The 19,859-nt window shown below is 72.8% G+C and carries 17 protein-coding genes; 8 read left to right on the top strand and 9 right to left on the bottom strand.

Annotated features, from left to right (window positions below):
• Positions 1 to 47 precede the first annotated feature (47 nt).
• Positions 48 to 2,285: a cytochrome P450 gene (locus AB0C35_RS24305; protein ID WP_358459712.1), complete on the top strand. Its 2,238-nt coding sequence runs from the start codon at positions 48 to 50 to the stop codon at positions 2,283 to 2,285.
• Between the two features lie 93 nt (positions 2,286 to 2,378).
• Here AB0C35_RS24305 and AB0C35_RS24310 read toward each other — a convergent pair whose 3' ends face one another.
• The 3 genes from AB0C35_RS24310 to AB0C35_RS24320 all read right to left on the bottom strand — a co-directional run bounded on the left by AB0C35_RS24310 (position 2,379) and on the right by AB0C35_RS24320 (position 4,286).
• Complete coding sequence (locus AB0C35_RS24310) at positions 2,379 to 2,630, bottom strand: hypothetical protein (protein WP_358459715.1); 252 nt, start codon at positions 2,628 to 2,630, stop codon at positions 2,379 to 2,381.
• A gap of 76 nt (positions 2,631 to 2,706) precedes the next feature.
• Complete coding sequence (locus AB0C35_RS24315; RefSeq protein ID WP_358459718.1) at positions 2,707 to 3,486, bottom strand: sulfite exporter TauE/SafE family protein; 780 nt, start codon at positions 3,484 to 3,486, stop codon at positions 2,707 to 2,709.
• Positions 3,487 to 3,494: 8 nt separating this feature from the next.
• Positions 3,495 to 4,286, bottom strand: coding sequence for an ABC transporter ATP-binding protein (locus AB0C35_RS24320; RefSeq protein ID WP_358459721.1), 792 nt, complete (start codon positions 4,284 to 4,286; stop codon positions 3,495 to 3,497).
• A gap of 222 nt (positions 4,287 to 4,508) precedes the next feature.
• On the opposite strand from AB0C35_RS24320, the gene AB0C35_RS24325 reads away from it, so the two are divergent.
• On the top strand, positions 4,509 to 5,267 hold the full coding sequence (locus AB0C35_RS24325; protein ID WP_358459724.1) for a hypothetical protein: 759 nt from the start codon (positions 4,509 to 4,511) through the stop codon (positions 5,265 to 5,267).
• A 118-nt stretch (positions 5,268 to 5,385) separates the two neighbouring features.
• On the opposite strand, the gene AB0C35_RS24330 is transcribed toward AB0C35_RS24325, so the two are convergent.
• From AB0C35_RS24330 to AB0C35_RS24350, 5 genes are all read right to left on the bottom strand, one after another.
• A complete protein-coding gene (locus AB0C35_RS24330; RefSeq protein WP_358459727.1) occupies positions 5,386 to 6,120 on the bottom strand; it encodes an RDD family protein in 735 nt (244 codons plus the stop codon).
• An 88-nt stretch (positions 6,121 to 6,208) separates the two neighbouring features.
• On the bottom strand, positions 6,209 to 6,658 hold the full coding sequence (locus AB0C35_RS24335) for a DUF2752 domain-containing protein (RefSeq protein ID WP_358459730.1): 450 nt from the start codon (positions 6,656 to 6,658) through the stop codon (positions 6,209 to 6,211).
• A gap of 366 nt (positions 6,659 to 7,024) precedes the next feature.
• A complete protein-coding gene (locus AB0C35_RS24340) occupies positions 7,025 to 7,810 on the bottom strand; it encodes a protein phosphatase 2C domain-containing protein (protein WP_358459733.1) in 786 nt (261 codons plus the stop codon).
• A 36-nt stretch (positions 7,811 to 7,846) separates the two neighbouring features.
• Entirely contained in the window at positions 7,847 to 8,554 is a 708-nt protein-coding gene (locus AB0C35_RS24345; protein ID WP_358459735.1) for a response regulator transcription factor, read from the bottom strand.
• Positions 8,551 to 9,693 carry a GAF domain-containing sensor histidine kinase gene (locus tag AB0C35_RS24350; RefSeq protein ID WP_358459737.1) on the bottom strand — a complete coding sequence of 381 codons (1,143 nt, stop codon included), beginning with the start codon at positions 9,691 to 9,693 and terminating at the stop codon, positions 8,551 to 8,553. Before AB0C35_RS24350 ends, AB0C35_RS24345 begins: the two co-directional genes overlap by 4 nt.
• Positions 9,694 to 9,954: 261 nt before the next feature.
• On the opposite strand from AB0C35_RS24350, the gene AB0C35_RS24355 reads away from it, so the two are divergent.
• From AB0C35_RS24355 to AB0C35_RS24380, 6 genes are all read left to right on the top strand, one after another.
• Complete coding sequence (locus tag AB0C35_RS24355; RefSeq protein ID WP_358459740.1) at positions 9,955 to 10,647, top strand: SDR family oxidoreductase; 693 nt, start codon at positions 9,955 to 9,957, stop codon at positions 10,645 to 10,647.
• A 5-nt stretch (positions 10,648 to 10,652) separates the two neighbouring features.
• The gene (locus tag AB0C35_RS24360) at positions 10,653 to 12,014 is read left to right on the top strand and encodes an MFS transporter (RefSeq protein ID WP_358459743.1); all 1,362 of its coding nucleotides are present in this window, start codon (positions 10,653 to 10,655) and stop codon (positions 12,012 to 12,014) included.
• The gene (locus AB0C35_RS24365; RefSeq protein WP_358459746.1) at positions 12,011 to 13,078 is read left to right on the top strand and encodes an S-adenosylmethionine:tRNA ribosyltransferase-isomerase; all 1,068 of its coding nucleotides are present in this window, start codon (positions 12,011 to 12,013) and stop codon (positions 13,076 to 13,078) included. The genes AB0C35_RS24360 and AB0C35_RS24365 overlap by 4 nt, the downstream gene beginning before the upstream one ends.
• 68 nt (positions 13,079 to 13,146) lie before the next feature.
• A complete protein-coding gene (gene serB / locus AB0C35_RS24370; RefSeq protein ID WP_358459749.1) occupies positions 13,147 to 14,346 on the top strand; it encodes a phosphoserine phosphatase SerB in 1,200 nt (399 codons plus the stop codon).
• A gap of 49 nt (positions 14,347 to 14,395) precedes the next feature.
• Positions 14,396 to 16,528, top strand: a complete 2,133-nt coding sequence (locus AB0C35_RS24375; protein WP_358459752.1) for a hypothetical protein — start codon at positions 14,396 to 14,398, stop codon at positions 16,526 to 16,528.
• Positions 16,529 to 16,631: 103 nt separating this feature from the next.
• Positions 16,632 to 18,875: an FUSC family protein gene (locus AB0C35_RS24380; protein WP_358459755.1), complete on the top strand. Its 2,244-nt coding sequence runs from the start codon at positions 16,632 to 16,634 to the stop codon at positions 18,873 to 18,875.
• A 2-nt stretch (positions 18,876 to 18,877) separates the two neighbouring features.
• On the opposite strand, the gene AB0C35_RS24385 is transcribed toward AB0C35_RS24380, so the two are convergent.
• On the bottom strand, positions 18,878 to 19,345 hold the full coding sequence (locus AB0C35_RS24385) for a histidine phosphatase family protein (protein WP_358459758.1): 468 nt from the start codon (positions 19,343 to 19,345) through the stop codon (positions 18,878 to 18,880).
• Positions 19,346 to 19,859 lie beyond the last annotated feature (514 nt).

Genomic DNA, 19,859 nt, shown 5'->3' on the forward strand with positions numbered 1-19,859 from the left:
GGCTGGGCAACACCGCGCGGAAGACATGCGCATCTGGAGTCGCGCCAATGACGCAGCAGCAGCACATGACACAGCAGGACCTCGCACAGCGGGACCACCACTTCGACCACCACTCGGACGAGTGCAACGCCGACCCGGTCGCGTACTACGCCGCGTACCGGGAGGGCTGTCCCGTCGGGCGCACCCCCGCGCACGGCGGGTTCGTCTACACGACGCGGTACGCCGACGTGACGCGCATCGCCCGTGACGACGACGCGTTCTCCTCCTCGCGCGAGACGAGCGGCGTGGACGCGGTCGCCATCGTCATCCCGAGCGGGCCGGGCCTGGAGCAGTACCCGATCGAGGTCGACCCGCCGCGGTCCGCCGGCTACCGCGACCTGATCAACCCGCTGCTGAGCCCGGCGGCGGTCGAGCGGCTGCGGCCGATGATCGCCCGGCACGCCTCCCGGGCCGTGGACGCGTTCATCGAGCTCGGCTCGGCCGACTTCGTCCGCGACCTGACCAACCCGGTCCCGGCCGCCGTCACCCTCGACTGGCTCGGCTTCCCCGAGGAGGACTGGGCGCCGCTGGCCGGGCCGATCCACGACATCTTCGCCGCCCCCGCCGGCAGCGAGCGGGAACGGCGCGGCGCCGAAGGCCTCGCGTACATGGAGCAGCGCATCCGCGAGCTGATCCGCGACCGCCGCGCCGAGCCCCGGCAGGACGCGGTCAGCGCGCTCGTCACCGCGCGGAACGACGGCGGCGAGCCGTTCACCGAGGACGAGCTGGTCTCGGTCATCGGGCTGCTCATCGCGGGCGGCGTCGACACCACGACCTCGCTGACCGGGTCGACGCTGGTCCACCTGAGCCGCAACCCGGACCAGCGGCGCCGCCTCATCGACTCGCCCGACCTGATGGACCGGGCCACCGAGGAGTTCCTGCGGGCGTTCGCGCCGTCCCAGTCGATGGCCCGCACGGCGCGCACCGACACCGAGGTCGGCGGCTGCCCGGTCCGGGCGGGCGAGCGCGTCCTGATCCCGTGGGTGGCGGCCAACCACGACCCCGCCGTGTTCCCCGAGCCCGAGGAGATCCGGCTCGACCGCGACGCGTCCCGGCACCTGAGCTTCGGGATCGGCTCGCACCGCTGCGCCGGCGCCCATCTGGCCCGCGCGATGTTCCGCGAGATGATGACGCAAGTGCTGACCCGGCTGCCGGACTTCCAGATGCTGGAGGACGGTCTCGTCGAGTACCCGACCAGCGGCAACCAGAAGGGCTGGGACGCGCTCCCGGCCGTCTTCACCCCGGGCCCGCGCGCCGGTGAGAGCACGGTGGCCGCCACCGTCCTCGGCGCCTCGTACGACCTGACCGTGACGGGCGCCGAAAAGGCGGCCGACGACGTCCTCACCCTGACGCTGGCGCGCGCCGACGGCGACGAGGCGCCCGCCTGGGAACCCGGCGCCCACCTTGAGCTGCGGCTTCCGTCCGGCCGCGTGCGCCAGTACTCGCTGTGCGGCGACCCGGAGGACCGTTCCCACTACCGGATCGCGGTGCTGCGCGAGACGGACGGCAGAGGCGGCTCGGAAGAGGTGCACGCGCTCGCCCGCGACGGGGTCACGTTCGGCGTGCGCGGCCCCCGCAACCACTTCCCCCTGGTCGAGGCCGGCTCCTACCTGTTCCTGGCGGGCGGCATCGGCGTCACGCCCATCCTGGCCATGGTGCGCGCGGCAGCCGCACGCGGAGCCGACTTCCAGGTCGTGTACGGCGGCCGGACCCGCGCGTCGATGGCCTTCCGCGACGAACTGGCCGCCATCGCGGGCGACCGGCTGCGCGTCCTGCCACAGGACGAGACGGGCATCCCGGACCTGAAGGCCATCCTCGCGGAGGCCGGCCCCGACACGGCCGTCTACTGCTGCGGCCCCACCGGGATGATCGCGGCGGCCGAGGGCGCCTGCGACGAGCTGGACATCCGGTCCCGGCTGCACGTCGAGCGCTTCACCGGCGACGACTCGCTGGAGGTGGCGTTCGACCCGGCGCTCAACACCGAGTTCGACGTCCACCTCGCCCGTACCGGCGCCACGCTGCGGGTCCCCGCCGACCGGCGGCTCATCGAGGTGATCCAGGAGGTCGTGCCCGGCCTGTCGTACGACTGCGAGAAGGGCTACTGCGGCGCGTGCGAGACGCGCGTGCTGGCCGGCGAGCCCGAGCACCGCGACTCGCTGCTCAGCGAGGAGGAACGGGCCGCGGGCCGGACGATGATGATCTGCGTGGGCCGCTGCACCTCGCCCCGCCTGACCCTCGACCTGTGACGTCCGGCGTTCACCTGCGGCGTGCCGCACCCATGGGCCGCCTCACGAGGGCGGCACACCGCCGGTGAACGCGCTCACCGGCCGGCCGCCGGGCTAGCCGGAGCCGTCACCGGAGTGGCCGCCGCGCTCGTCGGACACCGGATGCTCGACCAGGGCCAGCACCCGGTTGGACATGAAGCGGGCCGTGCGGACCGTGGTGCCCGTACGGGTCACCTCGCTGACCTCCACCACCCCGCGCCGGTTGCCGATCTCCACGCGGCGGCCGGCGCGGGTCGCGGCCACCTCGTAGGTCCTGGTGGACGCGCCGCCGACGTCGACCACGATCTCGACCCAGTCGCCCTTCATCGCGAACCCCTCCGATATCCGAACGAATGTTCGATATATACCCGGGAACGCCTCGGGGCAACCGCGCGGGCGCAGGTCAGCCCCACAGCAGCTGGACGATCGCGACCAGCCCCACGGCCACGATCACCCCGCGCAGCACCAGCGGCGGGATCCTGCGGCCGAGCTTCGCGCCGAGCAGCCCGCCGACCGTCGAGCCGACCGCGATCAGCAGCACCGACCACCAGCTGATCCGGGTCTCGCCGAGCATCCACATCGCGATGAACAGCACCGCGGCCGTGCCGTTGACGACCGACACCATCGCGTTCTTCAGACCGTTCAGCCGCTGCAGGTCGTCGTCCAGGCCGATCCCGAGGAGCGCGATCAGCAAGATCCCCTGCGCGGCGCCGAAATAGCCGCCGTACGCGCCGGTGCCGAGGACGCCCAGCCACAGCCAGCGGCCGCCGTCCCGCCCGTGCGGCTCCCGCCCCTCCCGGCGTTCCCGCATCCACGCCTGAAGCCTCGGCTGCACCACCACCAGCACCAGCGCGACCAGGATCAGGCCGGGCACGATGACGGCGAACGCCTCGGGCGGCAGCGTCAGCAGCAGCAGCCCGCCCGCCACCGCGCCGGCGAGCGAGGCGCTGCCGAGGCGCACCAGCCGGCCGCGCTGCCCCCGCAGCTCCTTCCGGTACCCGTACGCGCCGCTGACGTTGCCCGTCACCAGGCCGAGGTTGTTGGACACGTTGGCCACGACCGGCGGGTATCCGAGCGCGAGAAGGGTCGGGAACGTGATCAGCGAGCCGGAGCCGACGATCGCGTTGATCCCGCCGGCGGCGATCCCGGCGGCGAGCACCGCGATCGCGTCAAGGACGTCCAAACCTCACCTCAGCGGGGGGCGGCGCGGGCGTACCAGCGGCCGTTCTGTCGGTCCACGGCGAGCGGGAGGCCGAAGGTGCCCGACAGGTGCTCGGAGGTGAACACCTCGTCCACCTTGCCCTGCGCGACGACCTCGCCGCCGCGCAGCAGCAGCGCGTGGGTGAAGCCCTCGGGGACCTCCTCCACATGGTGCGTGACGATCGCCATCGTGGGGGCGGCCGGGTCGTCGGCGAGGGCGGCCAGCCGGGCGACGAGGTCCTCGCGTCCGCCGAGGTCGAGGCCCGCGGCGGGCTCGTCCAGCAGCAGCAGCTCAGGGTCGGGCATCAGCGCGCGGGCGATCTGGACGCGCTTGCGCTCGCCCTCGGACAGCGTGCTGAACGTGCGCCGGATCAGGTCGGCGCAGCCGAGCGCGTCGAGTAGCGCCACCGCGCGGCTCACGTCGGTCGAGTCGTACTCCTCCTGCCAGCGCCCCAGGATCGCGTACGAGGCGGTCAGCACCAGGTCGACGACCCGCTCGCCGGTCGGGATCTTCTCCGCGATAGAAGAACTGGCCAGGCCGATCCGGGGACGCAGCTCGAACACGTCGGTGCGGCCCAGCTCCTCCTCCAGGATCTCGACCGTGCCCTCGGACGGATGCAGCATCGCGGCGGCGATCTGGAGCAGGGTGGTCTTCCCGGCCCCGTTCGGGCCCACGATGACCCACCGCTCGCCTTCGCTCACCGTCCAATTGACATCGCGCAGCAGGGTCGCCCCATCGCGCTTGACCCCGACTCCGCGGAGTTGAAGTACTTCGCCGGCCATCGCGCGCCTTCGTCCCCAATCCCGGTGGTCCCAGATCCTCAGAAGAGAACCTATGCGATCGGGGGCGGCCGCCGCCTCCCGGCTCCCCACCGGAAACGTCGGCCCCGGGATGCACCCTGGACGCGAGAGGTTGGTTACGTCCGGTGGCATCGGCCATCCGAGCGCTTATGGTGGTTCGCATGCCCGTTGGGGAGTGTTGGGAAAGCGAATGAGCAAGACAGTATGAGCACGGCCGTCGCGACGGCACTGGTCGCCTGGGGCAACGCCTGGCTGACCGGGCACGTCGGTCTCGACGAGGCGGTGGACAAGGTCGAGAAGGACGCGGGCCCGCAGATCCTGGGCGGCGAGCCCGCCGAGGTGACGCTGCGTCGCGGGCTCGGCGACCTGCGCGTCGGCGGAATGACGGCACTGCGGCTGGCGCTGCCCGAACCGGGCGACCCGCTCGGGCTGACCGGCCCGCCCGGCCTCAACCGCGCGGCGATCGAGGCGGGCGCCGCCGTCGTCGCCGTGCTCGGCGCCGACCGGGCGATCGGCCTCCTGCCCGCCGAGGACCGGCGCGGATCGTCCTACGTCGGCATCCGCTGGACGACCCATGACGCGTCGCCCGCGCCGCCGGACGTCCCGTCCCTCGCGGAGGCCGACCGGCAGCTCACCCTCGCGATGCGGGACGCCACCGAGGCGCTGCTGACCGTGGACGACTTCGGCGGTGTGCCGCCGGAGATCGCCGACGCGCTGGCCGACATGCGCGACCCGGAGCGCGGCGGCCATCCGCTCGCCCCCGGCTACCCGGCCCGCGCGCACCGCCTCGCCGCGCTCGCCGGCCGGCTCTCCCTCGTCGTGGAGCTCGCCCGGCAGATGGACGAACGCGGCCTCGGCATCGACCAGATGCGGCGCCGCGGTGAAGCCCTGCGGCTACTGGACCGGGCCGTCCGGCGGGCCCTGGTGGCCGCGTGCAACAGCGCGTTCGACCACGTCCCCTGAACGGAAGGGTCCCCTGACCGGGAGGGACCCCTGAACGGGAGGGTCCCGCGAACGAAAACGGGGCGCCCCGCGAAGGGACGCCCCGCTCACGAACCGATGATCAGTTGCGCACCACGAGTCAGTTGCGCACCACGAGGGTGTTGCAAACCTTGTCGGCGAACGTCTGCTTGCGGTCGTCCCACAGCGGCCAGAGGTAGCCGAGGTAGCACACCGCGCCGTCGAGGGCGTGGGCGATCTTGCGGACGAACGCCATGCCGAAGCCGATCGGCTGGCCGGTCTGCGCGCTGACGAGACGGATGCCCATCTGCCGCTTGCCGATCGACTGGCCGGTGGTGCCCTCCTGGTAGCAGATCCACAGGAAGCCGCCGAGGTAGACGGCGGCCCCGATCAGGATGAACAGCATCCCGATCACGGCCGCGCCGCCGCTGCCGGACCCGCCGAGCAGGGCGCCGATCAGGTACAGCACGAAGAACGGTGCGCCGATCACCAGGTAGTCGATGATGAAGCCACCGGCACGCGAGCCCCATTCGGCCAGCTGGCCGCCGGAGCCGTAGTGGTGGTGGTGGACCTCCTGCTGGCCGTACCCGGGCTGGGCCGGGGGCGCCTGCGGCGCACCGTAGCCGGGCTGGGCGGGAGGCTGCTGGCCGTACCCGGGCTGCGCCGGGGGCTGACCGTAGCCGGGCTGGGCCGGGGGCTGGCCGTAGCCAGGCTGCGCGGGGGGCTGCTGGCCGTAGCCAGGCTGCGCCGGGGGCTGCTGACCGTAACCCGGCTGGGCCGGGGGCTGCTGACCGTACCCGGGCTGTTGCTGCCCGTAGCCCGGCTGCTGGCCGTACGGGTCGTAGGGGTTACCCACACTTGCTCCTTATAGATTGACCCTGTGGTTATGTGACGCCCGCCGGACCCGGTGGGCTCCGCAAGTCTGACCGAGGATCGACCGCGGCTCAAACGCGCAGAACACCGAACCGGACGAGCTGCCACAGCTCCGACCCCACGAGGGCGGTGCCGAGCATCCAGGCACGGGTCTTCGGCTGGAGTGCCCACCACCGTCCTCCCAGCCCCAGTGGTGCGATCGCCACGGCGATCGCGCCGGTGAGGACCGCCGGATTCGCGAGCACGGCCTGGGCGGGACGACCCGAGCCGAACTCGATGAACACGGTGGTCCCCCCGCACAGGGGACACGGGATTCCGGTGAGCGCCCGAAGGGGACAGAGCACGCCGGGGTCGTTGACACGGTGGATCCATGACGCGCCGATGGCCGCCACGGCCATCGCCGCCACACGCAGCACCACACCCAGGGGTCCATGCCGCGCTGCGGTGAGGGTCCGGCTGACGAGCCCGCCGAGTACACCGTCCGGTGCACCGGTGGCCGCCGCCCCGGGCGCTTCCCCCACGAATCCTCCGCCTCGATGACTAAAGCTGAGTGACCCGTATACAGGGTGCACCCGGAGGCGGGTCAAGCCCTGGCAACGATCTGCGATCGGACCGTTACGCAGCGCTCAGCGACACCACCTCTCGGCAAGAGTAGGACAAATCGCCACCTGCGTGAGCACTCTTTTACCCGACGAGTTCCATGAATCATCAGGAAATTCGTCACCTGATCCAACAGGCGCGCGGTGGACGGCACCCGCGAGGTTGGACGGTTCCAACGGCGGGCGTGGCGAAGAACACGTGACGTGGGAGGTGGTCCGGCCGGTCGGGGGACAGAGACTAAGGACAGAGAGACAGGGACAAGGACAGAGAGAGGGTCAGGGTCGGGGTCAGGCCTGGGCGGCGGCGCCCACGACCATGGGGGGTTCGGCGCCGGTGACGTGATCGGACTCGACGACGTCGGCGACGACCGCGGTGATGTTGTCGGGGCCGCCGTTGTCGCGGGCGATCTCGATCAGCCGGTCGACGGCGCGCTGCGGGTCGGCCTCGGCGGACAGCACCTCGTAGATCTTCTGCGCGTCGACCGGGCCGCTCAGCCCGTCCGAGCACAGCAGATAGCGGTCGCCGAGCTGGGCGTCGCGAAGGCGCAGGTCGGGCTCGCGGTCCTCGCGTCCGTCCAGGACCCGGTACAGCACGTGCGACAGCCGCGACGTCTCGGCCGGGTCGGCGGTCTGGCCCGCCTGCTCGGCCTCCGCCTTGAGCAGCTCGTCCATCGTGTGGTCCTGGGTCATCTGATAGAGCTCGCCGTCGCGCAGCATGTAGCCGCGCGAGTCTCCGACGTGCGCCAGCGCCACGGACTCGCCCGTCCAGAGCATGGCGGTGAGCGTGGTGCCCATCCGGCTCAGGTCGGGGCGTTCCTCCCGGACGATCCGCAACTTCTCGTTGGCCTCGGCCACCGCGCGGCCCAGGATGTCGACAAGATCGTCTTTAGGCGCGTCGGTGTCGAGCGAGCGCAGTGACCCGATGACGGTCGAGCTGGCGACCTCGCCGCCCGCGTAGCCGCCCATGCCGTCCGCGACCGCGATCAACCGCGCACCGGCGTAGCCCGAGTCCTCGTTGTTCTCTCGGTTGCACCCGATGTCGCTGCCTGCTGCGTATCTGATTGCTACGTTCATACCAATTTCGATGACGATCCTGTCAGAGGAGTTGTATCAGCCGCGGGCGGTGGCTTCCCCGGTTTCCCCGGGTGCGCCGGACGAGCCGACGCCGTGCCGGACGGCGTACAGCGCCGCCTGCGTCCGATCCTGGACTCCCAGTTTCATGAGCAGATTACTGACGTGCGTCTTGACCGTCTTCTCGGATACCACGAGCGCGCGGGCGATCTCCCGGTTGGACCTGCCCCGCGCGATGTGCACGAGCACCTCCCGTTCCCGTTCGGTCAGCGCGGCCAAGCCGCGGTCGTCCTGCGACGCTTTCCCGCCGGCCAGCATCGCCTCTGCCGCGTCGGGCGCGAACAGCACGTGCCCGTCGTTGACCGCCCGGATCGCCTGCACGAGCGCCTGCGGGTCGACGTCCTTGTACAGATACCCGGACGCGCCCGCCTGGACCGCCGGCAGCACGTGCCCGCGCTCGGTGACGCTGGTCAGGACGAGAACGCGTGCCGGCACCCCACGAGCCCGCAGCTCCGTCAGCGCGGCCAAGCCGTCGGCGCCCGGCATCTTGAGGTCCAGGAGCACGATATCGGGCTCCAGCGATTCGGCCAGTGTCACGGCCGACGCGCCGTCCCCGGCCTCGCCGACGACCTCGATGTCGTCCTGGATGCCGAGGAAGGTCCGCAGCCCCTGCCGGACGACCGGATGGTCGTCGGCGATCAGGACCTTGATCTTCCGGCCTCGCGGGCCGGTGCCGTTCGCGGTCACAGCGGCACCTCCAGCCGGACGGTCGTGCCCCGGCCGGGAGCCGCGTCGATCGTGAGCCCCCCGCCGATCGAGTACGCCCGGTCCCGCATGGACGTCAGGCCGAGCCCGCCCTGCTGGTCGGCCGTGTCGGACGCGACGAAGCCCGAGCCGTCGTCGGCGACCTCCAGCACGGCGCGTCCATCCTCCGTGCCGAGGCGGACCTCCACCGTCCGCGCGCCGGCGTGTCGCAGCGCGTTGTAGAGGGCCTCCTGGGTGATGCGGAAGGCGACGGCCTCGTGCTCCTCCGGCAGGACGACGGCCTCGTCGGCGGCGATGCGCACGGTGGTCTCGTGCGCCCGGTCGAGGACCTCGACGTGCTTGCGCAGCGAGGCGACCAGCCCGTCCGCGAGGTCCGCCGGGCGCAGCTCGAAGATCACGGCGCGGAGTTCGTTGAGGGCCCCGGCGGCGAGCCGCTCGACCTGCTCCAGCTCCTTGACGGTGCGGGCGGGGTCGCGTTCGGCCAGCGCGGACGCGGTGCGGGCGGTGAGGCGCAGCGAGAAGAGCTTCTGGGCGACGGCGTCGTGCAGCTCGCGGGCCATGCGGTTGCGTTCGGCGACGACCGTCAGCTCACGGTTGTGCTCGTACAGGCGGGCGTTCGTGATGGCGATCGCGGCGTGCGCGGCGAACAGGGTGAGGAGGTCTTCGTCGCCCTCGGTGAACCCGCCGGGGCGCCGCTTGTTGGCCAGGAAGATGATGCCGAGGACGTCCTCGCCGTCCAGGATCGGCACGCCCAGGAAGTCCTTCAGGACGGGGTGCGCGACCGGCCAGCCCTCGAACTCCGGCTCCTTGCGGATGTCGCTGAGCCGCTTCGGCGTGTCACCGTGCAGCATCGCGGCGAGCATGCCGTGCTGGCGGGGCAGCGGGCCGATCCGCTCCCACTCCTCCTCCGAGATGCCCTCGACGACGAACTCGGCGAACGAGCCCTCGTCGTCCGGCACGCCGAGCGCCGCGTACCGGGCGTCCAGCAGCTGCGCCGCCGCCCGGACGATCACCTGGAGCACCTCGTGGACGGACAGGTGCCGGGTCACCGCGAGCACGGCCGAACTCACGGCGTGCAGGGTCGCGCCCTGGTCGCCGCGGCAGCCGTCCTCGGTCTCCATCCCGGCCTCTCATCGCCCGTGGCCGAGCGCCTTCCGGCACTCACATGTGAAGACCGTACTCGGTACGCGGGTCTTCTCGCTCTCCCCCACGTGGAGGCGCCCCGCGCATGGTGCGCCGCACCCGTAACACCCGCCCCAAGGGCGACGTCTCCGGCCGTGCCGGCGGGGCTTCCCGGACGCTGGTCCTAGGACCATCTGACCACCCGCCGCGGGACCCGTCGGCCGATGCCGTGAACTGCGCGGATTCCTAGCGTCGGAGGCATGAGCACAGCGACGACAGCGAAGACGGCACTGATCACCGGGGCCTCCCGCGGGCTCGGCCGGGCGCTCGCCCGCGAACTCGCCCGGGACGGCTGGCACACCGTCATCGACGCACGCGACGCGGACGCGCTCTCCGCCGCCGTCCGGGAAATCGGGGGGAGCGTCACGGCCATCGCCGGAGACGTCGCCGATCCCGCGCACCGCGCCGACCTCGTCCGGGCGGTGGACGGCGGGCTCGACCTGCTCGTCAACAACGCGAGCACCCTCGGCCCGACGCCGATGCCGCGGCTCGCCGACCTGCCCGTCACCGACCTGGCGGCCACGTTCGCGACGAACGTCCTGGCGCCGCTGGCGCTGATCCAGGACGTCCTGCCGAGCCTCCGCGAGCGGCGCGGCGCGATCCTCAACATCACGTCGGACGCGGCCGTGGAGAACTACGAGACGTGGGGCGGCTACGGGACGTCGAAGGCGGCCCTGGAGCAGCTGTCGAACGTCCTGGCGGCCGAGGAGCCCGACGTGGCCGTGTGGTGGGCGGATCCGGGCGAGATGAACACCGCGATGCTGCGCGCGGCGGGCGAGGACGCCGACTCCGCGCCGCCGCCCGAGGAGGCCGCCGCCGCGTTCCGCCGCCTCGTCACCGGCCGGCCCGCCAGCGGCCGGTACCGGGCCGCCGACCTCAGCGGTGCACGATGACCACCGTGCTCGAACCCGATCATCTGGCGTCGCCGCCCGGCGCCGGGCCGAAGCCGCGGGAAGCCGGGCTCCGGGGCGCGACGCTCGGAATCGTCCTGGTCGTCACGCTGCTGGCGTTCGAGGCCATGGCCGTCGGCACGGTCATGCCGGTGGTCGCCGGAGACCTGAACGGCCTGTCGCTGTACGCGTGGGGCTTCAGCGCCACCCTGATCACGAGCCTGCTGTCCACCGTCCTGGCGGGCGGCTGGATCGACAGGTCCGGCCCCGTCCGGCCGTTCATGACCGGTCTCGGGACGTTCGTCGCCGGGCTGGTGGTCGCGGGCGCGGCGCCGTCCATGTGGCTGTTCGTCGCCGGCCGCGCGGTGCAGGGCCTCGGCTCGGGCGTCGCGATGGTCGCGATGTACGTCGTGATCGCCCGCGTCTACCCGGAGGATCAGCGCGCCCGCGTGTTCGGGATGCTCGCAGCGGCGTGGGTGCTGCCGTCGCTGATCGGCCCCGCGGTCGGCGGCGTCGTCGCCGAGCACGCCGGGTGGCGCTGGGTGTTCCTCGGGCTCATCCCGCTGGTGATCCCGCCGACGCTGCTGCTCGTCCCCGCGCTGCGCGGCATCAGGACCGTGGACGCCGCTCCCGCCTCCGGCAAAGGCCGCTACCTGGCCGCGGTCGCGGTGTCGGCGGGCGCCGGAACCCTCCTGTACGGCCTGGACGCCCCCGGCTGGACGATGGCGGCGGCCGTCGCCGCGGGCCTCGCGGGCCTCGCGTACGGGCTGCCGAAACTCCTGCCCGCCGGGACGCTGCGGCTCCGCCGCGGACTGCCGAGCGTCATCCTCGTCCGGGGCCTGCTGTCCGGCGCGTTCTTCGGGACCGACGTGTTCATCCCCCTGGCGCTGACCCGGCTGCACGACTTCAGCGCCACGCAGGCGGGCGTCGTCCTGACGGTCGGCGCGCTCGGCTGGTCCGCGTCGGCCCAGATCCAGGCCAGGTCCAAGCGCTCCCGCGCGTTCTTCGCCCGTCTCGGCGCCGTGCTCGTCACCGCCGGGATCATCCTCACCGCCGTCGCGCTCCAGCTCTCCGGCTGGCTCGCCGTCCCGGCGTGGATCATCGGCGGCGCCGGGATGGGCTTCGCGATCAGCAGCCTGTCCGTCCTGCTCCTCGACATGTCGCCCGAGGACGAGCAGGGCGTCAACTCGTCCTCGCTCCAGATCAGCGACACCCTCGGCTCCTCCCTCGTGGTCGGCGTCGCGGGCGCGCTGGTCGCCGGCTTCGGCGGCGCACGGCTCGACACGGGCCTGGCCGTCGCCGGGGCGCTGTTCGCCGCGATCGCCGCCCTCGGCGTGATCGCCGCCGTCCGGCTGGAGGCCCGCACATGACCGTCGACTTCACGCTGCCCCCGTCGCTGGAGGCCCACGAGCCCCCCGAAGCGCGCGACAGGACCCGCGACGGCGTCCGGCTCCTGGTCTCGCGCCGCGCCACCGGGGAGGTCGCCCACCACGAGTTCCGCGACCTGCCCACGCTGCTCGACCCGGGGGACCTGCTCGTCGTCAACACCTCGTCCACGCTGCCGGCCGCCGTCCGCCTCGACCGGATCAGCGTCCACTTCTCCACCCCGGTGCCCGGCGGCGGGGACCGGCTGTGGCTCGTCGAACTGCGGCGCCTCACCGGCAAGTCCAGCAGCCCCTACACGGGCGGCTGCCCCGGCGAATGGATCCCGATGCCGGGCGGCGCCACCCTCACCTTGGTGGGACGTCACAAAGGCGGTTCCGAGGGTCATGGAGGGTCGTCTTCCCACAGGGAGTCGGATCGTCTCTGGGAGGCCCGGCTCAGCACCGACGTCGTCCCGTACCTGCGCCGCCACGGGACACCGATCCGGTACGGGTACGTCCGCCGCGACTGGCCAGCCGCCGCGTACCAGACCGTGTTCGCCCACGACCGCACGACCGGCAGCGCCGAAATGCCGAGCGCCGCCCGCCCCTTCACCCCCGAACTGGTGACCCGGCTCGTCTCACGCGGCGTCCTCATCGCCCCGATCACCCTGCACACGGGCGTCGCGTCCCCCGAGGCCCACGAACCCCCCTACGCCGAACGCTACGAGGTCCCCGAACCGACGGCCGCGCTGGTCGAGCACGTCCGCGCCCGCGGGAACCGGGTGATCGCCGTCGGCACCACCGCCGTCCGCGCCCTGGAGACGTCCGTGGACGCCTCCGGGCACGTCCGGGCATCCGCGGGGTGGACCGAGCACATCGTGACCCCGGAGCGCGGCGTACAGGCCGTCGGCGGCCTGCTCACCGGCCTGCACGAGCCCAGGTCGTCCCACCTGATGATGCTCACCGCCATCGCGGGACCCGATCTGCTCGCCTCCACCTACGAGGCCGCCCTGGCCGAGCGCTACCTGTGGCACGAGTTCGGAGACGTCAATCTCCTCCTGCCCGACTAGCCCGCCGTCTTGCATGCTGGACCTGCCGCACGAACCCCACGTCACGGCCGGTACCGTTGAGAACAGTTATGGACGGGTCAGCACAGCGCACGCTCCTCATCACACTCACCGGACGCGACCGCCCCGGCGTGACGTCGCGTCTCTTCCGGACCCTCGCGGAGTTCCCCCTCATCGTCGCCGACGTCGAACAGGTCGTGATCCGGGGGCGGCTCGTCCTCGGCGTCCTGCTCGCGTACAGCGAGGGCGCCGACATCGGGCGGGTGTGGAACGCCGCCGAACGCGTCGCCAACGACCTCGACATGGAGATCGAGCTGTCCACGGGCCGCAACAAGCGGATGCCGAAGCGCAGCGGCCGCCTCCACGTCACCGTCCTCGGCGCCCCGCTGAAGCCCGCCGCCATGGCCGGGATGGCCGGGCGGATCTCCGCGCACGGCGCCAACATCGACCGCATCGAACGGCTCGCGCAGAACCCCGTCACCTGCATCGAGATGGACGTCTCCGGCGCCGACCCCGACGCCCTCCGCGCCGCCCTCACCGCCGAGGCCGCCGAACAGGAAGTGGACGTCGCCGTCCAGCAGAGCGGCCTGCACCGCCGCGCCAAACGGCTGATCGTCATGGACGTCGACTCCACCCTCATCCAGGGCGAGGTCATCGAGCTGCTCGCCGAGCACGCCGGCTGCCTCGACGAGGTCGCCAAGGTCACCGAGGCCGCCATGCGCGGCGAGCTCGACTTCGAGGGCTCCCTCCGCGAACGGGTCGCGCTCCTCGCCGGGCTCGACGCCGCCGCCGTCGACGACGTCCGCGACAAGCTCCGCCTCGCCGCCGGCGCCCGCACCATGGTCCGCACCCTGAAGCGCCTCGACTACAAGTTCGCCATCGTCAGCGGCGGGTTCACCCAGGTCACCGACGGCCTCGTCGACGACCTCGGCATCGACTACTCCGCCGCCAACACGCTGGAGATCGAGAACGGCAAGATCACCGGCCGGGTCTCCGGACCGGTCATCGACCGCGCCGGCAAGGCCGCCGCCCTCGAACGGTTCGCCAAAGAGGCCGGCATCCCGATCAGCCAGACCGTCGCCATCGGCGACGGCGCCAACGACCTCGACATGCTCCAGGCCGCCGGCCTCGGCATCGCCTACAACGCCAAACCCGTCGTCCGCGAGGCCGCCGACACCGCCGTCAACGTCCCCTACCTGGACACGATCGTCTTCCTGCTGGGCATCTCCCGCGAAGAAGTGGAAGCCGCCGACGCCGCCGACGAGCGTTAGATCCGTCCCGCGAGACGGGGCCCCGCTCTCGTCACTAGTGTGATCGTCCATGAATTTCCGGCCGCTGGGCGGCCTCGACGACGTCGACTGGGCTTCGCTGGAGCACGCCCACGGTTCGGCGGAGGACGTGCCGGGACTGCTGCGCGCGGCGGTCGGCCGCGGTGACGACGCCGCCGCGGAGGCCTTCGACGACCTGGCCTCCCGTCTCGCCCACCAGGGCACGCTGTATCCGGCGACGGCCGCGGCGGTGCCGTTCCTGATCGCGCTGGCCACGTCGCGGCGGACGCGGCGGCGGCCCGAGGTGCTGCGGCAGCTCGCCTGGATCGCCCAAGGCGCCCACGCCCGGCCCGGCGTACTCGACGACGTCCAAAGCGCGCTCGCCGCGGGCGCGGCGCGGCTGCTGAAGCTGCATTTCGACCCGGACGTGCACGTGCGGCGGTGCGCCTCCTACGTGGTGGGGCATCTGCCCGCCGAATCCGTCCCTCTCGCGACATTGCGCAAGCTCCGGGACGGCGAGGGCGACAGCGAGGCCATCGCCGAACTGCTGATCGTCGCGGGACGGCTGCACCCGCGGGACGCCGCAGACTGGCTCCAGGCGGAACTCGCCCCGGACCGGCCGCTTCTGCCGCGGGCCGCCGCCGCCTGGACGATCGCGGTCCACGGCGAGACGTTCGGCCCCGCGGCCACGGCGGCCGTCCGTGAATGCTGGGCCGCATGCGACCCCTTCCGCGACTTCGTGTGGTCACAGGAGTCGCTGAGCGACATCATCGCCGGCGCCCCCGAAGCCGACGCCGTCGACCTCGCCCGCTCCTTCGTGCGCGACGGGTCGCCGGAGAACGCGAACGCGGTCGTGAACGGCGTCCAATGGCGCTGCTACTGGTCGAGGTCGGCGCGGACGCGGTTCGCGGATCTGCTCGCCGAGGCCGTCTCCCACCGGGAGATCGAGGTGCGCGCCGCAGCCGCCGAACTTCTCGTGGAAGTCCGCCAGGTCGTCCCGGCCGCCGTCGCCGCACTCGCGGACTACGCGCAGTCCCCACCGCGCACGGCCCTGACCGACCACCGGAACTGGAAGGGCCTGCAGACGGCGGAGGGGCGCCTCCTCGCCGCCGCGCTGCGCATGCTGGTCCTCGCGGACGACCCGGCGTGGCCGGTCTCGGTCACCGGCGCGTTCGGGGAGGGATGGTTCGACGGCGGGACGGTCGACCTGCTCGCCGAGCGGAAGGCGCCGTACGACCCCGCGCTGCTGAAGGTCCTGCGTCCGCACCTGGCGTCCGCCGGCCTGGAGACGCTCATGGCGCACGAACCCGATGTGGCCATTCCCGGGCTCCTGATCACCTGGGGATCCGAGGCCGCGGCGGCCGCACCCGAACTGTCCGGCCTCGTCCGCGCGGAGAGGCTCGCGCCCGTGCGGGCGCTGAGAGCGATCGGCCCCGGCGCCTCCGCCGCGGTACCGGCCCTGCGCGACGCCGTCACGGGCACCGGGCAGTGGGACTTCCGGGAGGCGTGCGCCGATGCGCTCGCCGTCATCACCGGCGACACCGGGTACGTCACCCGGTTCGCGTTCGCCGCCGCCGACGCGGGCGAGGTCGTCCGGGCGGCGGAACTGATGAGGGCGCACGGCCTGCCGCCGGACGCGTTCCTGCCCGCCCTCCGCGAACTGGCCTCCACCGAGACGGCCGACTTCGAAGCCTGCGAGAAGCGGATCGAAGCCGCCGGACTCGTCCTGGACCTCACCGGCGACACCCGCACGGCGCTGCTCGCCGCCGAGCAGGTCCTGGCGCACGGCCGCGCCCCCGCCCGGGGCGCCGCCCTTCTCGCCGGACGGCTGGGCGAGGAGGCGTCCGCCCTGGTGCCGGTCCTCCTCGACCTGGGCGGCGACGAGTTCTACCGGTACGAGGCCGCGCTGGCGGTCAGGAGGATCAACGGCGACCCCGGCCCGTTCCTCGACGCCGTCGCCCGGCGGATCGCCGAAGGCTCGGCAAGGCCCTGGCTGCACGACGCCGCCCGCGAACTGGGCGGCGACATCGAGCCGCTGATCCCCCTGCTGCGCACCCTGGCCGAGACGGACCGCAACACCGTCAACGCCCCCTTCACCAGCGTGCTGATCCCCGACGACCTCGAACAGCAGGCCGTCCTCGCGGACCTGCTGGCCGCGCATGACGGCGAGCAGGCGCCGGAATGAACTCCGTCGCGCCGGACGTTCGGCCTTAGTGGAAGATCACCTGGGTACAGGTGAGACGGCGGGGTTCGAGCCGCCCGAGAGGTCGAGGAAGAGGCGGACGAACGTGCTGCAGCGGGCGGCGGAGGCTTACGCCCGGATCGGTGGAGAGGCCGCGCCCATGTACGGGGTGGTGGCCGCCCTCGCCATGGCGGTGCCGCTGTTCGCCGGAGCGGCGACCGGGCACGGCGCGCAAGGGTCGATGATCGCGCTCGGCGCGTACCTCGTCGCGTTGCGGGCGCCGGAGGGACCGTACGGGGCGCGGGCCCGCGACCTCGCGGTCGGCGTGCTCGTGGTGGCGGTCGGGTCGGCGTTCGGCGGGCTGCTGAGCGAGACGATGTGGCTGCCCGTCATCGTGGTGCCGCCGCTGATCGCGCTGGGCGTCGCCGTCCCGCGGATCGGGTCGACGGCGGGGCTGGCGGTGCTGCTCAGCGCGGTCCGGCCGCCGTCCGACGTCATCCTCATCGGGGTACTGGAGCTGATCGGCGGGCTGCTCTTCGCCGGTCTGCTGCTGGCGCCGTGGCCCGCGCGGCGGCTGCGGCCGCTGCGGGCAGCGCTGAGCGAGTCGGCGGACGCGGTCGCGGAGGCACTGGACGCCGTGGCGCAGGACGTCGCGGCCTTGGACAGCAGCCCGCTCGACGAGGTCGACCTGACCAACCCCGACCTGCTGGCCGTCACCCGCATCCCCGACTGGGAGGCCAAGCGGCGGGCGGCATCGGAGTCGCTGACCACGGCACGCGCCACGTACGCGCTGTACCGGTCCGGAAGAGGGCGGACAGAGCCCACAAGGCCCGAACGGCTCATCGAGGCGCTCGGACGGGTCCTGCACGAGACGGTGACGCTCCAGGCCGTCCTGGAGGCCGCGAAGAACTATCCGCCGGACCGCGAATGGCAGGAGGAGACGCAGACGGCGATCTCGGCGCTCGCCGCGCGGCTGCGGCTGCTGTCCGGCGCGGTCGCGAGCGCGGGCGCGGCGCCGCTCGGCCGTGAGGAGTCCGCCGCCGTCCGGCGGATGGGCCGGGCCGCCGAACACATCAGGCGCGCGGGCCTCGCCGGGGACGAGGACCTCGTCGCGGTCGCGCTGATCGGGCAGGTGCGCCGGTCGATCGACCGCATCACCGGCGAAGTCGCCTCCACCCGCCGCCTCGTCGCGGGCGGACTGCGGTTCGGGCTCGGCCCGCCCCGGATGCCCGAGTTCGACCCGGGGCCGGTCTGGGAGCAGCTCCGCCGCGCCGTCCGCACCCGCTCACCGATGTTCCGGCAGGTGTCGCGCGTGTTCCTGACGGCCCTGGTGACGATGGCGCTCGCCGCCGCGCTGGACCTCGGCTACGGGCACTGGATGACGATCACCGCGATGCTGAGCCTGCGCGCCACCTACGGCGAGACCGTCGAACGGCTCGTCCAGCGCGTCGGCGGCACCGCGGCCGGGTCGGTCGTCGCGGCCGTCATCCTGACGCTCGCGCCCGGGCCGCCCGTCATCGTGCTGATCGTCTTCTGCTTCGCACTGGCGGGGTTCGCAATGCGCGCGGTGAACTTCGCCTACTGGGCGCTGTTCGGGACGCCGCTGGCGATGATGCTGCTCGACTTCTCCACGCCCGCCGACTGGGTCACCGCCGGCCAGCGGATCGTGCTGACGATCGGCGGGACGGTCATGGCCTATCTCGCCGTCCGGCTGCTGTGGCCCGCCGGGTACCTGGAACGCCTGCCCGTGCACCTCGGCCGGCTCCTCGACCGGCACGCCGGCCTCGTGCGGGCGGCGGCGGACGTCCTCGCCGGGGAACGCGTCCGCCTGCCGCACGACACGATCGTCGCCGCGGAACGGTCCGCCGAGGCCGTCGCCGGCACCCGGACGCGGCTCGGCCACGAACGGGTGCCCGACACCGAGCTGATCGCCGAGCTGGAGACCGCCGTGGACGCCGCGCACCGCACACGCGACCACCTGATCACCGTCGCCAAGCTGTCCCGCGAGGAGGCCGTCGACACCGGGCCGATCCCCGAGATCCTCGACCGCCTCGCCGACCAGCTGGAGGAGACCGCCGAACTGCTGGAGGAACCGGAGGCGCGCGACCCGAAGGCCGCCACGCCCGCCGAGGAGCTGAGCGAGGAACTCGCCGACCTCGACACCCACCTGTCCAAGCTCACCCGGCGGCGCCGCGCCGAGATCACCTCGGGCGTCGGACGGGACGAGTTCACCCCGCTCCGGCACGCCCTGCTCCAGGTGTCCGGCACCCGCCACACGATCCGGATGCTGCGCGAGGACGCCGGGACCGTCATCGAGTCGTCCCTGAACGCCACCGAACCCCGCCGCTGACGTCAGCCCTTAGGGGTGCGGGTGACGCGGAGCGTCCCCGCGCCGGGACGGACGTCCGCCCACGCGCCCGGCAAATCGATCACGGCGAACGCGCACGTCGGGAAGCTGTCCGGGGCGCTCCCGGTCAGGTCGTGGACGAGCTGGTGCACGGACGGGTTGTGCCCCACCAGCAGCAGCCGTCCGACATCGTCCGGAGTCTGGGCCACCAGCGCGAGGAGCCCGTCAGGGTCGTTGTCGTAGATCCCGGACTCGAAGCTCACCTCGGCGTCGACGTCCAGAAGGGCGAGCGTCTCCCGCGTCCGCGCCGACGTGGAGCACAGCACCAGCTCGGGGACGAGGTCGTTCGCGCGCAGCCACTCCCCGGCCGCCGCGGCGTCCCGCCGGCCGCGGTCGTTGAGAGTCCGGTCGATATCGGCGATCCCCAGCCCCGCGACGGCCTTGGCGTGGCGGAGCACTGTAACTATTGGCATTCCCCTCCTCCTTCGGGCCCTAAAGGGCCCTCCATCGTCGGGCAACGCGGTGCGATCGCTGCATCGCTCCGACTCGCCTTGCGGCTCGCTGCACGATCAGATCCTCGCTCGCTCGAATCTGCCTTCGGTCGCGATCGCGACGGTTTCGGTAGTTGCGTGGTTGCGGTGACGGCTGAGGTCGGCGTGTCCGCATCGCTGCGTCAGGCCCGTGATACACCGACACCACCGCGGACCGCACCGGTCGGCGGGGGTTACGGGGCGGCCCAGGCCGCCAGGGCCCAGAGCACCAGCATGATGCCGAGCATTCCGCCGAGCACGATGGCGAAGCCCTTGGCCCCCGACATCGTCGACTTGCCGCCGCCGCCCGCCACAGCGCCTCCCGCTTTCGGTCCACTCCGGTACGTACAGCGTATGGCCGGTCCCCGGCGGACGTGACAGGGCCCCGGGCATGCGGAAGGGCCGGCGGCGCGTCGCCACCGGCCCCTCCGCCTCGATAGGCGGATCCGCCCGAACG

The sequence above is a fragment of the Spirillospora sp. NPDC048819 genome (genome assembly GCF_040650055.1).
Taxonomy (GTDB): Bacteria; Actinomycetota; Actinomycetes; order Streptosporangiales; family Streptosporangiaceae; genus Spirillospora.